General features: G+C 69.3%; 15 protein-coding genes. 2 read left to right on the top strand and 13 right to left on the bottom strand.

Going from position 1 to position 14091, the window contains the following annotated elements; all coding sequences use genetic code 11:
* Nucleotides 1-14 precede the first annotated feature (14 nt).
* From yut to HNR22_RS02960, 11 genes are all read right to left on the bottom strand, one after another.
* A complete protein-coding gene (gene yut, locus HNR22_RS03010; RefSeq protein WP_343059655.1) occupies nt 15-1040 on the bottom strand; it encodes an urea transporter in 1026 nt (341 codons plus the stop codon).
* A 21-nt stretch (nt 1041-1061) separates the two neighbouring features.
* Entirely contained in the window at nt 1062-1979 is a 918-nt protein-coding gene (locus tag HNR22_RS03005; protein ID WP_179778967.1) for an urease accessory protein UreD, read from the bottom strand.
* Entirely contained in the window at nt 1976-2605 is a 630-nt protein-coding gene (ureG, locus tag HNR22_RS03000) for an urease accessory protein UreG (protein ID WP_088948062.1), read from the bottom strand. Before ureG ends, HNR22_RS03005 begins: the two co-directional genes overlap by 4 nt.
* 66 nt (nt 2606-2671) lie before the next feature.
* The gene (locus HNR22_RS02995; RefSeq protein ID WP_218906143.1) at nt 2672-3349 is read right to left on the bottom strand and encodes an urease accessory protein UreF; all 678 of its coding nucleotides are present in this window, start codon (nt 3347-3349) and stop codon (nt 2672-2674) included.
* A 22-nt stretch (nt 3350-3371) separates the two neighbouring features.
* Complete coding sequence (locus HNR22_RS02990) at nt 3372-3935, bottom strand: urease accessory protein UreE (RefSeq protein WP_124854669.1); 564 nt, start codon at nt 3933-3935, stop codon at nt 3372-3374.
* Nucleotides 3936-3995: 60 nt separating this feature from the next.
* Nucleotides 3996-5714 (bottom strand): urease subunit alpha, encoded by a 1719-nt coding sequence (locus tag HNR22_RS02985; RefSeq protein WP_179778965.1) that lies wholly within the window; start codon nt 5712-5714, stop codon nt 3996-3998.
* A 48-nt stretch (nt 5715-5762) separates the two neighbouring features.
* Nucleotides 5763-6224 carry an urease subunit beta gene (locus HNR22_RS02980; protein ID WP_179778964.1) on the bottom strand — a complete coding sequence of 154 codons (462 nt, stop codon included), beginning with the start codon at nt 6222-6224 and terminating at the stop codon, nt 5763-5765.
* A 44-nt stretch (nt 6225-6268) separates the two neighbouring features.
* Complete coding sequence (locus HNR22_RS02975; RefSeq protein WP_179778963.1) at nt 6269-6571, bottom strand: urease subunit gamma; 303 nt, start codon at nt 6569-6571, stop codon at nt 6269-6271.
* 173 nt (nt 6572-6744) lie between these two features.
* Complete coding sequence (locus HNR22_RS02970) at nt 6745-8202, bottom strand: sugar porter family MFS transporter (RefSeq protein ID WP_179778962.1); 1458 nt, start codon at nt 8200-8202, stop codon at nt 6745-6747.
* 178 nt (nt 8203-8380) lie between these two features.
* Complete coding sequence (locus HNR22_RS02965; protein WP_179778961.1) at nt 8381-9217, bottom strand: undecaprenyl-diphosphate phosphatase; 837 nt, start codon at nt 9215-9217, stop codon at nt 8381-8383.
* Nucleotides 9214-10266, bottom strand: coding sequence for an LLM class F420-dependent oxidoreductase (locus tag HNR22_RS02960; RefSeq protein WP_179778960.1), 1053 nt, complete (start codon nt 10264-10266; stop codon nt 9214-9216). The genes HNR22_RS02965 and HNR22_RS02960 overlap by 4 nt, the downstream gene beginning before the upstream one ends.
* A gap of 185 nt (nt 10267-10451) precedes the next feature.
* Here HNR22_RS02960 and HNR22_RS02955 point away from each other — a divergent pair, with 185 nt between their 5' ends.
* Complete coding sequence (locus HNR22_RS02955; protein WP_088948054.1) at nt 10452-11423, top strand: aldo/keto reductase; 972 nt, start codon at nt 10452-10454, stop codon at nt 11421-11423.
* 259 nt (nt 11424-11682) lie between these two features.
* A complete protein-coding gene (locus HNR22_RS02950) occupies nt 11683-11874 on the top strand; it encodes a DUF5703 family protein (protein WP_013734349.1) in 192 nt (63 codons plus the stop codon).
* A gap of 53 nt (nt 11875-11927) precedes the next feature.
* Here HNR22_RS02950 and HNR22_RS02945 read toward each other — a convergent pair whose 3' ends face one another.
* Both HNR22_RS02945 and HNR22_RS02940 read right to left on the bottom strand, forming a co-directional pair.
* Complete coding sequence (locus HNR22_RS02945; protein ID WP_141909300.1) at nt 11928-12590, bottom strand: hypothetical protein; 663 nt, start codon at nt 12588-12590, stop codon at nt 11928-11930.
* A 58-nt stretch (nt 12591-12648) separates the two neighbouring features.
* Entirely contained in the window at nt 12649-13977 is a 1329-nt protein-coding gene (locus tag HNR22_RS02940; RefSeq protein ID WP_179778959.1) for a M20/M25/M40 family metallo-hydrolase, read from the bottom strand.
* Nucleotides 13978-14091: the final 114 nt, after the last annotated feature.

Genomic DNA, 14091 nt, shown 5'->3' with positions numbered 1-14091 from the left:
TCCTCTCGGTACGGTCAGACGGAGTGCTTCACCGTCGAGACGACGGTCTCCTTGGCGCGTTCGTGGTTGGGCACCGGCGCGAAGTGCCGTTTGGGCAGCAGCAGCAACCAGGTGGCGATGTTGAAGGGGCCGGTGAGCACCGGGATGGCCAGCGGGGTGAGCACTGTCGCCAGGGCCATCTGGACGAAGAGCGTCAGGGCGATTCCGAAGAGGGTGTAGAGGGTCACCAGCGCTCCGGGACGGTGCAGCACCGCACCAACGGCGATCGCCGTCAACACCGCGTTGAAGCCGAACAGGCCCTTGTCCAGCGAGGCCGCGTCGGCGCCGAACCAGAGCGCCAGCACTGTCGCGCCGACCGCGCCGATCACCGCGAAGAGCGCCGACCAGCGGGAGTTGACCAGCAGCGCGACCAGGATGATCAGGCCGGTGACCCAACTGTTGATCAGATAGATCTGGGAGACCCCGCGCAGGAAGGTGGGGACCAGGTCCCAGTCGAAGCGGCCACCGGTCAACTGCCCCTCGCCGGGAAACATCGGCTTCAGGTTGGTCAGCACGGTGAACCGGTCGAACTGGTACGCGGCCAGCAGCAGCACCCAGGTGGTCAGCACGAACGGCATGGTGAACGCGGTCAGGCCCCAGGTCTTGAAAATCGCGTTCAGGGCCAGGGTGACAACCGTCGTGGCGATTGCTCCGAGCACCAGGTAGAGCCACATCAGCGGCCGGTCGTCGAGGAATGTCGGGACGGCGATCCCGGTCAGCAGCGGGCTGAAGCCGAACAGTCCCTTGCGCAACGAGGGCTCGTCCACCCGCAGGGCGACGGCCGTGGCGGTGCCGACGACGAGACCGAGGACCGCTCCCCCGAGGATCCGTGGTTGCCCGTTCTCGAATGCTCCCCAGGCGATCGCGACGAGGACGAGCAGCCCGGTGAGCGGGTTGTTCTGCAGGACGACCTGTGCCGGCCCGCGCAGGCAGGCGTCGACGAACCCGACCAGAGGGTTGTGGTCACTCAGCCTGTCCCAGCTGCGGGTCACGCTCGGCACGGCATTCTCCATGGGTGTGCGTCATCGCCAACTGAACGCCGGCGGGAAGGTCCGACCGGTCACCTCTTCGCGGGCGGCCACGCAGAAGGCACGGACCGCGGCACGGACCGGCTCCGTCTCCTGGCCGAGGACCTTGAAGATGAGGCCGGCGTCGTTCGGCAGTCGACTGACGGCGCTGGCCAGGGGCGTCTCCTCGTCCCAGACCGGCGTCGAGGTCCGTTCGTAGACGCGGGCGGCCCGCTCCGGGCTGGTGAGGAGCACGACGTTGCCGAAGATGTGGAAGCGATCCATGACGCCGAGCCGCGCCACCGGGAACTGCCCGGGAGTCACCACGAACTTCTCCACGAACAACTGCCGACCGTCGGGCCGCTCCGCGCGCAGGGAGGACGAGAAGAGGTCGTAGGCGAAGAGTTCCCCGTCGCGGTAGTACTTCCGGCCGGGCTGGAGGACCTCGCCGTAGAGCATGGTGGCGCTCTCCGGGAGCCGCACCTGGGTGTCGGTGACGAACCGGCTGCCCCGGTACGGGATCACGGGCTCCGGAAGGTATTCGAGGTAGGTGTCCTCGGCCAGGGTGAAACGCTGGATCTGCGAGCCGTAGTTCGCGTCCATCTCCTGGATCTTGGTGGCGGCCTGGGTGACCAGGTGCGCCTGGCTGCCCGGTGCCAGGTCGACGTCCATGTGCAGGCGGTCGCCCTGGAGCACACCGCCGGAGGTGGTGAGGATCATGACGCAGGGCAGCTGCGGCATCTCCTCGTCCCAGTAGAGCGCCCGCTGGACGAGCAGCGGTGACTGCCGGTAGAGGTCGTGCAGGATCGTCCGGTCACCACGGCGCTCGAACCCGAGCCGCAGGATGCCGACCTTGCCGTTGGACGCCGCGGGCAACTGCGCCGGTTGGTCCTGGTAGGCCTCCAGCTCCCGCGCGCTGTCCAGTGTGATCATGCGACCACTTCGGCGTCGAAGAGCGCGTTGCGGCGGATCAACGAGACGAGTTCGTCGATGCCCTCACCCGTCTTGCAGTTGGTGAACATGACCGGCTTGCCGTTGCGCGTCACGTCCGCGTCGCGGGCCATGAGCTCGAGGTCGGCATCCACGTAGGGGGCGAGGTCCGTCTTGTTGATCACGAGGATGTCGGACTTGGAGATCCCCGGGCCGTTCTTGCGCGGGATCTTGTCGCCGGCCGCCACGTCGATGACGTAGATGAAGTAGTCGACCAGGGCGGGGCTGAACGTCAGCGTAAGGTTATCGCCGCCGCTCTCGATCAGCACCACGTCGCTGTCCGGGAACCGGGACTCCATGTCCTCCACCGCGGCCAGGTTCATGCTCGGGTCCTCGCGCACGGCGGTGTGCGGGCAGGCCCCGGTCTCCACCCCGAGGATCCGTTCCTCGACGAGGACCCCGGTCAGGGCACGTCGGACGTGCTTCGCGTCCTCGGTGGTGACGACGTCGTTCGTGATCACCAGGACGCGCAGCCCGTTGTCCACGAAACGGGGCACGACAGCCTCGATGATCGCGGTCTTGCCGCTGCCCACCGGGCCGCCTACGCCGATACGACTTGCCGACTTCATGATGTGACCAGTCCTTCTGGGAGACGTGTTGAGGGTCAGAAACGTGTGGATCGCGGAGGTCAGCTCTCAGCTCATGAACATCCGCACGTGGATGTGCTGGTGCGCGCCGGCCAGGACGTCGATGTGCGGCCCGAAGGTCTGCATGTCGTCGAGGTCGGCGGTGCGCACGTCGCGGTAGTCGTCGGTGACCTTCTCGTTGACCGCGAACAGGATCGACTGCGCGTCGAGATGGTCGACGCGCATCAACCGGATGGCGGCGCTGAGCACCGTCGAGGCCGCGCCGTACTGGTGGGCCGCGAAGGCGTCCTCCTCGGGCACCCCGAGGTCGGCGAAGACCACCCCGAGCGCGACCGGGTAGGTGACCGGCGCGCCGGTCGCCGACTCGCCGAGCCGCTTCTTGAGCAGGGTCTCCCCGACGATCCGGGTCGCGGCCTCCGCCAGCTTGCGCCCCATGCGTACGGACATGGTCCGCATCTCTTCGTTGATCTTGCGCAGGTGCACGGCCTCGTCGGCGCGCCGGATCCGGTCGAGGTCGCCCCGGATGGCGGCACGGTGCCCGGCGAGCAGGGCGACACCGTCCCCGGTGGCGGCGAGCCGGGTGACCGTCCGGACGTAGTCCTGGAGGGTCTCCCGGTCGTGCACGACGCCGTGCTGGACGGCCATCTCCAGGCCGCTGGAGAAGGAGAAGGCGCCGACCGGGAAGACCGAGTCGCCGAACTGCAGCAGCTTCAGGGTTTCCGCCATGGTGCGCACCGTCCGGCCCCGCTCAGTTGAGGTCGGCGGGGAGATGGGAGTGCGGCGTCGAGTCCGCGCCGCCGAACAACCGCCGCGACTCGTGCGGCGCGAGGTACGCGATGACCTCGGTGCCGGGGACGAACTCGTGGGTGATCCCGGTGAAGGCGTGGGTGCGCATCACCGAGTCCATGACCTTGCGGTCCACCGTCAGTGGGACGTACATCTTCGTGCCCTTGACCACGGCCGGCCAGTGCTGGTTGCCGATGGCGTGACCGAGCTCGACGGCCGAGCGGATGAGCAGCTCAGCCGACTCGCCGCGCAGCTTGTCGAGGTGGACCACCATCACCTCGCCCAGCTGCACCCGGGCCACCACCGCCGTGGCGGTCAGGTCGTCCCAGGCCAGGACGTCGCCGTCGCGCAGCCGGACGCCACGCGCGAGCGCGACCGACAGCTCCGCCCCGGAGCTGGTCATCTTGCGGATGCGGCTCTTCTGGGCGTCCCACTGGTCGAGGACCAGGTCGTCGATGCGCGCTTCCTTCAGGCGGAGCGTCCAGTCGGGCTCGTTCATGTTGCCCAGCACCGTCTCGACGAGCACGGGCCTCTCCTTTCGGTCGGTGTGCCGGGACCAGGCACGTGCGAGGCGGTCCCGACGGGGTCAGCTGAAGAAGTAGAGCTGGCTCAGGGGCAGGTTCCGGGCCGGCGGCACCGTCGCGTGGACGCCGTCCATCTTCACGGCGAAGGTCTCCGGATCGACCTCGAGCTTGGGAAGCCGGTCGTTGCGGACCATGTCCCGCTTGGTGAGCCCTCGGGTCCGGTACACCGGCATGACCTGCCGTTGCAGGCCGAGCTGCTCGGCGATGCCGGCTTCGTGCGCGGCCCGGGACACGAAGGTCACGCAGGTCTGGGCGAGCTGGCTGCCGTACGCGGCGAACGAGGGCCGGTAGTAGACCGGCTGCGGTGTCGGCAGTGACGCGTTCGGGTCACCCATGATCGACCAGGCGATCATGCCGCCCTTGAGGACGAGCTTCGGCTTCGCGCCGAAGAACGCCGGCTCCCAGAGCACGAGGTCGGCCATCTTGCCGGGCGTCACCGAGCCCAGCACGTGCGAGATCCCCTGGGTGATGGCCGGGTTGATGGTCATCTTGGCGACGTACCGCAGCACCCGGAAGTTGTCGTTGGCGCTGGAGTCCTCGGCGAGCTTGCCGCGCGCGGTCTTCATCTGCCCGGCGAGCTGGATGGTCCGCAGCCAGGTCTCGCCCACCCGCCCCATGGCCTGCGAGTCGCTCTGCATCATCGAGATGACGCCCTCGTCGAGCAGGACGTCCTCGGCCGCGATCGTCTCGGTCCGGATCCGGCTCTCCACGAAGGCCACGTCCGAGGGGACCTGCGGGTTGAAGTTGTGACAGACCATGATCATGTCGTAGAGCTCGGACTGGCTGTTGATGCCGTACGGCACCGTCGGCGTGGTCGAGCTGGGCAGCACGTTCATCTGGCTGGCGACCTTGATGACGTCCGGCGCGTGCCCACCGCCGGCACCCTCGGTGTGGAAGGTGTGGATCGTCCGGCCCTCGAACGCCGCGATGCTGTCCTCGAGGTATCCGCTCTCGTTCAGGGTGTCGGTGTGGATGCTGACCTGCACGTCGAACTCGTCGGCAACGTCCAGACAGGCCCGGATCACCGCCGGCGGCGCACCCCAGTCCTCGTGGATCTTGAAGCTCGGCGCGCCGGCCATGATCTGTTCCACCAGCGGCGCACGTCCGGTGCTGTTGCCCTTCGCCATCAGACCGATGTTGATCGGGATGCTCTCGAAGGCCCGCATCATCGCGTGGATGTTCCACGGCCCCGGGGTGATGGTGACGCCGTTGGTGCTGTCGGTCGGGCCGGTGCCGCCGCCCCAGAGGGTGGTCACGCCGTTGCTCAGGGCGGCGTACGCCTGTAGCGGCGTCACCAGGTGCACGTGCGTGTCGATGCCCCCGGCGGTCAGGATGAGGTGTTCGCCGGAGATGGCCTCGGTGCCCGGACCGGTCACCAACTCGGGGGTGACCCCGTCCATGATGTTCGGGTTGCCGGCCTTGCCGATGCCAGCGATCTTGCCGTCCTTGACACCGACGTCGGCCTTGACCACGCCGAGGGTCGCGTCCACGATGGTCACGTTCGTGATGACCAGGTCAAGGCCACCCTGCGCGTTGGTGTACTGGTTGTTGACCCCCATGCCGTCGCGCAGGGTCTTGCCTCCGCCGTACATCACCTCGTCGCCGAGGACCCGGAGGTCCTTCTCGATCTCGATGTACAGGTCGGTGTCGCCGAGCCTGATCTGGTCGCCCGTCGTGGGGCCGTACATTCCGGAATATTCTTGCCGTGAAATCTGGCTCATCGAATCATCTCTCCTGCCCGAGGCTGGCAGCCCTGCGGGATAGCGGATCTACTTCTTCTTGTCCTTGGGGCTGTCCTGCTGCTCCGGGGCGAACTTGAACCCCCGGGTCCTGGCGTTGTGGATCGCCTCGGTGCGGTCCGGCCGGTAGCTGGGGGTCGACTCGCTGCCGCTCCACCCCTGCACCAGACCGTTGAATCCGTACACGCGCTGCTGCCCGCCGAAGGGGACGAGCTCGACCGTCTTCTTGTCGCCCGGCTCGAAGCGGATGGAGGTCGTCGCGGGGATGTTCAGCCGCCTGCCGAAGGCGGCCTCGCGATCGAAGGCGAGCATCCGGTTGGCCTCGAAGAAGTGGAAGTGTGAGCCGATCTGGATCGGTCGGTCGCCGGTGTTCTGGACGACGACCTCGGTGACGGGCCGCCCCGCGTTCAGCTCCAGCGGCTGGTCGCTCAGCACGTAGCCCCCGATGGGTCGCACGTGCTTCGAGTTGGGACCGGGATGTTGCTTGGCCATTTCCTGCTCCACCTTCCTGGAGATCGCCTCTGGGCTGGCTGCGCCTATCGGATTGGTGAGTGCACAGTGACCAGTCGCGAGCCGTCGGTGAAGACGGCCTCGACCTGGATCATGGGCAGCATGTCCGGCACGCCCGGCATGACGTCGTCGGCGCTGAGGGTGCTGCGGGCGTCGTTCATGACCTCTTCGACGGTCTTGCCCTCTCGGGCCCCTTCCAGAGCGGCGGCGCAGATCACCGCGACGGCCTCGGGGTGGTTGAGCTTGATCCCCCTGGCCTTGCGAGCGTTGGCGACGATGGCCATCGAGAGGATCGTCAGCTTGTCGAATTCCCTTGGTGTCAGATGCACGTCCTGCGTCCTTCGCGACTGTCGGTCGGGAGCCGCCACCCCGCCGAGCGGACTCGCCACAGGTGAGCACTCGCGCTCGACCCGAATGAACTTATTTGTCCAGTAGATCCGTTTTGGGCGGCTTCGGATCGACCGTACGCCCTGCCCCTGCGCCACGGGTCAGAAACCGGCAATCACGCCGTACCGGCCGACCGGTCATCGGCACGGTGGGGACGCCGAGCACGCGCGTCGGTCTGCCACATCTGCTGAATCTGTTCGAGGGTCCTGCCCTTGGTCTCCGGCAGGTACCGCCAGACGAACAGGAAGCCGAGCACACAGGTGCCGGCGAAGAGGGCGAACACCCCCGATCTCCCCAGGGCGTCGAGCATGCTCAGGAAGAACTGCGTGATCAGGTACTCGGTGCCCCAGTGGGTGGCGGAGGCGATCGCCACGCACCGTCCCCGGATGCGGCCCGGGAAGATCTCGTTGATGACCGTCCAGGCGGTCGGCCCGATCGACATCGCGTAGAACGCCACGAACATGACCACACCGATCAGCAGGAAGATGCCCGCGTCGGTGGGGTGGTGCCCGGTCGCTCCGGCCGTCCGCGCCGCCGGGGCCATCCTGGCGAAACTGATGCTGACCACCACGAGCGAGACCGCCATGCCGAGCAGCCCGACCAGCAGCAGCGGCCGGCGACCGAGCCGGTCCAGGAAGGCGACCGCGACCAGCGTGAAGAGTGAGTCGACCCCGCCGATCGCCCAGGTGGTCGCGGCCAGTTGCGCCTGCGGGGTGTGGAACCCGGCGGACGAGAAGATCTCGTCCGCGTAGTAGATGATCCCGTTGATCCCGGTCAGTTGCTGGAACAGCGCCATCCCGACGCCGAGCGCCAACGGGCGCCGCCACTGCGGCGACAGCACCTCCCGCCAACCCGCCTTGCCGGCCGAGAGGCTCTCCTCGATGGCGTGCAGCCGCTGGGGCACCTTCCGCTCCGGCACGGTCGCCCGCAGGGACGCCTCCGCCCGGCGCCTGTCCCCCCGTCCGAAGTACCAGACGGCCGAGTCGGGGATCACGGTGGTGACCAGGGCGAGGGCCACCCCCAGCAGCGCCGCCGCCACCAGCAGGTAACGCCAGGAGTTGCCGGCCTCGAACAGCTCGTCGGCCAGATAACCGATGAAGATGGCGAACGTGGTGGAGAACTGGTAGACCGCCAGGAGACTGCCGCGGATCCGTTCCGGCGCGGCCTCCGCCGCGTACATCGGCCCGGCGACCGAGGCCACCCCGATGCCCAGCCCCAGGATCAACCGCGCACCGAACATGACCCCGATCACCGGCGCGACCGCCTGCAGGATCGTTCCCACCGCGAACGTGGCTGCGGCGACCCACAGCGCCTTCCGGCGACCGATCCGGTCCGCGAGGTGACCGCCGAGCAACGCACCCACCAACGCTCCGGGGGTCACCCAGCTCGCCGCCACCTCGACGGCGAAGGTGTCCGCGTGGAAGGTCTGGCGAATGTCACGCAGCGCACCGCTGATGACGCCCTGGTCGTAGCCGAAGAACGCACCGGAGAGCACGACGATCGAGACGACCGCGACGAGGTTGCGTCTCGGTGGCCGCCCCCGGCCACGCTTCGGGTCAGCGCTGGCAGTCACGGTCGTCCCCTCCGACGCGAGCCACCGACAGATCCCACCCGGAAGACAGCCCGATATCAGGAGAATAGAAGCGCTAAGTCCTCATTGTGCGGAACAACGGAAACGGCCAACTCGTCCCGCCCCGGACACGAAACGGCCCCCGCCCCCTCGGCGAGGGGCGGGGGCCGGTGCGGGCGGATCAGGTGGCGCTGATCGTGCCGGTCATCAGCAGAGCCAGGACGAGGGTGCCCAGCGCGACCCGGTAGAGCACGAAGACATACAGGGTGTGGTGGGCGACGTAGCGCAACAGCCACGCGATGGCCGCGTAGCCGATAGCGAAGGCGATGACCGTCGCCACGATCATCTGAGCCACCGACGGCGTGGACGTGCCCGGGGCGGACGGCTCGAAGACGTCCCCGAGGCTGAACACACCGGACATCACCACCGCCGGGATGGCCAACAGGAACGAGTACCGTGCCGCAGCCTCCCGGGTCAGGTTGAGCAGCAGGCCGGCGGTGAGCGTGCCGCCGGAGCGGGACACCCCGGGCACCAGCGCCATGGCCTGGGCGAAGCCCATCACCACGCCGTCCTTCATCCGGAAGTTCTGCAGGGTACGGGTCTGCCGCCCCCAGTACTCGGCGAATGCCAACACAAAGGCGAACACGATCAGCGTGGTCGCCACCACCCACAGGTTGCGCCCAGCGGTCTTGATCTGGTCCTTGAACAGGAAGCCGAACAGCCCGATGGGGATCGAGCCGACGATCACGTACCAGCCCATCCGGTAGTCGAGGCTGGAACGCACCGACTTGTCCCTGATGCCGACCAGCCACGTCCGGGTGATCCGCCAGATGTCCTTGGCGAAGTAGATCAGCACGGCCGCCTCGGTGCCGAGCTGGGTGACCGCTGTGAACGACGCGCCGGCGTCACGGTCGAAGAAGATCGCCGAGGTGATCCGCAGATGCCCCGACGAGCTGACCGGAAGGAACTCGGTCAGTCCCTGGACGATGCCCAGGACGATGGCCTCGACCCAGGTCACTCGCCAACTCCGGAGAGGTCGAGTGCCTCGGCGACGGTCCGCAGGGTCTGCACACCGCTGTCCCGGTCGGCCACGAACAGGGACACCGACAGCGTGGTGACGCCGGCGGCGGCGTACTCCCGCATCCGCTCGGCGATGCGCTCCTTCGGGCCGAGCAGCGAGGTGCGGTCGATGAACTCCATCGGTACGGCGGCGGCGGCGTCGCGCTGCCGCTTGGCCAGGTACAGGTCCTGCACCTCGCGGGCGGCGTCGCCGTAACCCATCCGGGTGGCGAGCTGGTTGTAGAAGTTCTGCTGGCGGCTGCCCATGCCACCCACGTACAGCGCGGCGTACCAGCGCACCAGCTCGGCGCAGGAGGCCACGTCGTCACCGATCACCACGGGCACCGACGGCACCACGTCGAAACCGGCCAGCTCCTTGCCGACCTTGGCCCGCCCGGCGCGGACCGAGGCGAGCTGCTCCTCGGCGAACTCCGGGGCGTAGAACACGGCCAGCCAGCCGTCGGCGATCTCGCCGGCCAGCTCCAGGTTCTTCGGGCCGACCGCCGCCAGGTAGATCGGAATGTGCTCGCGGGGCGGGTGGAAGCCCAGCCGCAGGGCCTTTCCGGGGCCGTCCGGCAGCGGCAGCGTGTAGTGCTCGCCGTCGTACGCCACCTCCTTGCGGGCGATGGCCAGCTTGACGATGTCGACGAACTCGCGGGTCCGGGCGAGTGGCTTGGCGAACCGCACACCGTGCCAGCCCTCGGAGACCTGCGGGCCGGAGACGCCCAGGCCGAGGCGGAACCGACCGCCGGAGAGCGCGTCGATGGTGGCGGCGGTCATGGCGGTGGCCGCCGGCGTACGCGCGGGGATCTGCATCACCGCGGCGCCGACGTCGATCCGTTCGGTCTGGCCGGCCATCCAGGCGAGCATGCTGGGCGAGTCGGAGCCGTAGGCCTCCGCCGCCCACACCACCGAGTAACCCAGCCGGTCGGCCTCCTGGGCCAACGCCAGGTGGTCGGCCGGTGTGCTCCACGCCGTCTGGTATCCGAGACTGAGCCCGAGTCGCACTGGTCCTCCCCCATCCGTGGCACAGGTCGCACCAGGTTACGCAATGCCGATAACGGACTCGATCACCGGCTCGACACCTTTGGCCCCCCTCCGTCGGGGCAGCCCATGGCGGCGGAACCGGCAGAACCGGCAGAGATACGGGAGCGAGGATATCTCTGGCGGCAGGTTCGAAATAAGGTTCACCCATGCAACAGCGACCGCTCGGCCGAAGCGGGCTGGCGGTTTCCCGGCTCGCGCTCGGCACCATGACCTGGGGCCGGGACACCGACGCCGACGATGCGGCCGCCCAGCTGAAGAGTTACCTGGACGCGGGCGGCAACCTGATCGACACCGCCGACGTGTACGGCGACGGCGACGCCGAGTCGGTGATCGGCTCACTGCTGGGCTCCCTCGTGCCCCGCGAGGAGCTGCTGATCGCCACCAAGGCCGGGTTGCGCCCGGGCAGCGGCCGGCGCCGTGACGGCTCCCGGGGGCACCTGCTGCGGACGTTGGACGCGTCACTGCGGCGGCTGGGCACCGACCACGTCGACCTGTTCCAGGTGCACGGGTACGACCCGGACACCCCGCTGGAGGAGACCCTGGCCGCCCTGGACCACGCGGTGGCCAGCGGCAAGGTCCGCTACGTCGGGGTGTCGAACTTCTCCGGGTGGCAGACCGCGCGGGCCGCCGCATGGCAGACCGCCTGGCCGGGGCGGGCACCGGTGGTCGCGTCCCAGGTCGAATACTCGCTGCTGGAGCGGGGTGTGGAGCGGGAGGTGCTGCCCGCCTGCGACGCGCTCGGTCTCGGCGTGCTGCCCTGGTCGCCGCTGGGCCGGGGAGTGCTCACCGGTAAGTACCGGCACGGCCGTCCGGCGGATTCGCGGGCCGCGTCGCCGCACTTCGAGCGGTTCGTCGCCACGTACCTGGACCCCCGTTGCTCCAGCATCGTGGAGGCGGTGGCGACCGCGGCCGGCGGGCTGGGTGTGTCGCCGCTGGAGGTGGCGTTGGCCTGGATCCGGGACCGGCCCGGGGTGACCGCACCGATCCTCGGTGCCCGCACGGTGGGGCAGCTGCTCGGCGCGCTCCAGGTGGAACGGATCACCCTGCCCGAGGAGATCACCACAGCGCTGGACGACGTCTCGGCGGTGCCGGTGGGCTACCCCGAGCGCGACGGCTGACCCGCCAGCAGGGCCTGCCCGGGGCGACCCAGGCCACCAGATTGGCCCTGATCCACTCGGCTTCCTGAGAATCGGGGTGTCCGGAACGGCTCGATACCCCGATTTCAAAGAACGCGAGTCGATCACGAATTCGCCGTGAAGGCGACGCGTACCCGTTCGGCGCGGGCGCGCACAGGGCGGCACGAACCGCCCACGGCAGCGTCGTTGGTCACCCCGGAGGGGGTGGCGAATGGCCGCTGGGCTGGGCAGCATGGATGGCATGGACTACGAATACGCGCCGCTGCGGCTGCCGCCGAACGTCGACCGGTTGACCGCCGCGGCGCAGCTGGCGATCCAGGCGGAGTTCTCCGGGTGGGAGTTGGCCCGGGTGCGGCTGTACCGCGACGGCACGCGGCAGGTGGTGCTGCGTCGTCGGCGCGTCAACCAGCCGCAGCCGGGTCTGTCGTACTGAAGAGTCGGGCGGGAACGCCCGGGGCCCGAACGGGGCCCCGGGCGTGATCCGACCTAGTGCTGGTGCCCGGCGTGGTCGTGGTCGTCGTCGAGCTCCAGGAACGGGTGCTCGTCGAGCCGACCGACCAGCCGGTCGTCGGCCGCCGGCTGGAACGGGCCGACCGCGTCGTCGTCGTCGAACGACTCCAGGTCGACCGGGGTGCCCACCTCGCTGACCATGACCACCCCGTCGAGCGGTTCCAGCTCGGGGACGTCCAGCGCGCCGAGCGAGCCGTCGCCGCTCTGCAGCAGCTCCAGCACCGCCTCGCCGACGCCCTCCACCGGTGCCGGCTCGTCGTCCTCGGGAGTGCCCTCGCGCCGGGCCGCCTCGGCCACCCGCAACAGCGCGGCCACGCTCGGCACCCGGTAGTCGCGACGCTGGCGCACCGAGATCACCCGCGGGTGCGGGTCGCTGGCCTCGGCCCCGTCGACGCCGCCGAAACGCTCGTCGGCCTCGTCCGGGTCGATCGAGTCGACATCCCACGGCGTCACCTCACCGAAGGCGTCGAGCAACCGCTCGTCGTACGCGAAGGAGGCGTTGTTCAACGCCACGTACGCCTGCCAGACGTCGTCGTCGTCGACGCGGCCCTGAGCGGCGCGTACGGCGGCCAGGTGGTGGCGGGCCGCTTCGATCACGCGCTCGAGAGCGGCGTCCAGCTCACCGTGCTGGTCGGTCATGTGGGGCAGTCCCTTCACGATGGGGAGATTGCGCGCCGGCGGCAACTGCCGGACACGGCTAGCAGGTGCGGAGGAACCGGTCGAGCACCCGCACGCCGAACTGTAGTCCGTCCACCGGAACCCGCTCGTCGATGCCGTGGAACAACGCCGAGAAGTTCAGGTCGGCGGGCAGCCGGAGCGGGGCGAACCCGAAGCAGCGGATGCCGAGCTGCGAGAACGCCTTGGCGTCGGTGCCCCCGGAGAGCATGTACGGAACCGGCCGTGCTCCCGGGTCCTCCGCGCGCAGGGCCGCCGACATGGCCTCGACCAGGTCACCGTCGAAGGTGGTCTCCAGGGCCGGCTGCCGCTGGACGTACTCGATCGCGATGTCCGGGCCGACCAGCTCGCGCAGCTGCCGCTCCAGCAGCTCGGACTGGCCGGGCAGGCTGCGGCAGTCGATGGTGGCGGTGGCCCGGCCGGGGATGACGTTGTCCTTGTAGCCGGCGCTCAACCGGGTCGGGTTGGCGGTGTTGCGGATCGTCGCGCCGATGATGTTGGCGATCGGGCCGAGCTTGGCGATGGCCGTCTCCGGGTCGTCCGGATCCAGCTCGATGCCGAGCAGGTCGGAGACCTCGGTCAGGAACGCCCGTACGGTGTCGGTGACGACCACCGGGAAGCGGTGCCGCCCGATCCGGGCGACCGCCTCGGCGAGCGCGGTGACCGCGTTGTCGTCGTGCATCATCGAGCCGTGCCCGGGGCGGCCCTTGGCGTGCAGCCGCAGCCAGTCGATGCCCTTCTCGGCGGTCTCGATGAGATAGAGCCGCTGGTTGTCGTTGACCGAGTAGGAGAAGCCGCCGACCTCGCCGATCGCCTCGGTGCACCCGTCGAAGAGGCCACGGTGGTTGTCCACCAGGAAACGCGCGCCGTAGTCGCTGCCCGCCTCCTCGTCGGCGGTGTACGCGAGCACGATGTCGCGCGGGGGTCGTACGCCGGTGCGCTGCCAGTGCCGCACCACGGCGAGCACCATCGCGTCGAAGTCCTTCATGTCGATGGCGCCCCGGCCCCACAGGTAGCCGTCGCGCTGCTCGCCGGAGAAGGGGTGCACCGACCACTCGTCGGCGTCGGCGGGCACCACGTCCAGGTGGCCGTGCACCAGCAGCGCGCCCCGGCTCGGGTCGGCGCCCGGGATGCGGGCCACCACGTTCGCCCGGCCCGGCGCGGACTCGTGCAGGACGGACTCCACGCCCACCTCGGCGAGCTTCTCCGCCACGTACTCGGCCGCGCGGCGCTCACCGACGCTGGTGTCGTTGTCCCCGGTGTTGGTGGTGTCGATGCGCAGCAGGTCGCGGCAGAGGTCCACGACCTCTGCGGTGGGGTCGGGTCGGGCGGAGGCGGCATCGCTCGTCATCGCCTCTTCATACCAGCCCGGGCCGGTCGACAGGCCGGCGCACCGGCGCGGACCGGCCGGCGCGGCGGCGAAGCCGGGGCACACACCCGTCGCGCGCGGGCCGACACATCGACG

This window comes from Micromonospora jinlongensis (assembly GCF_013410645.1).
GTDB lineage: Bacteria > Actinomycetota > Actinomycetes > Mycobacteriales > Micromonosporaceae > Micromonospora > Micromonospora zamorensis.
Note: the sequence above shows the minus strand (reverse complement) of the source record. Positions and strands in the feature narration are given on the sequence as shown.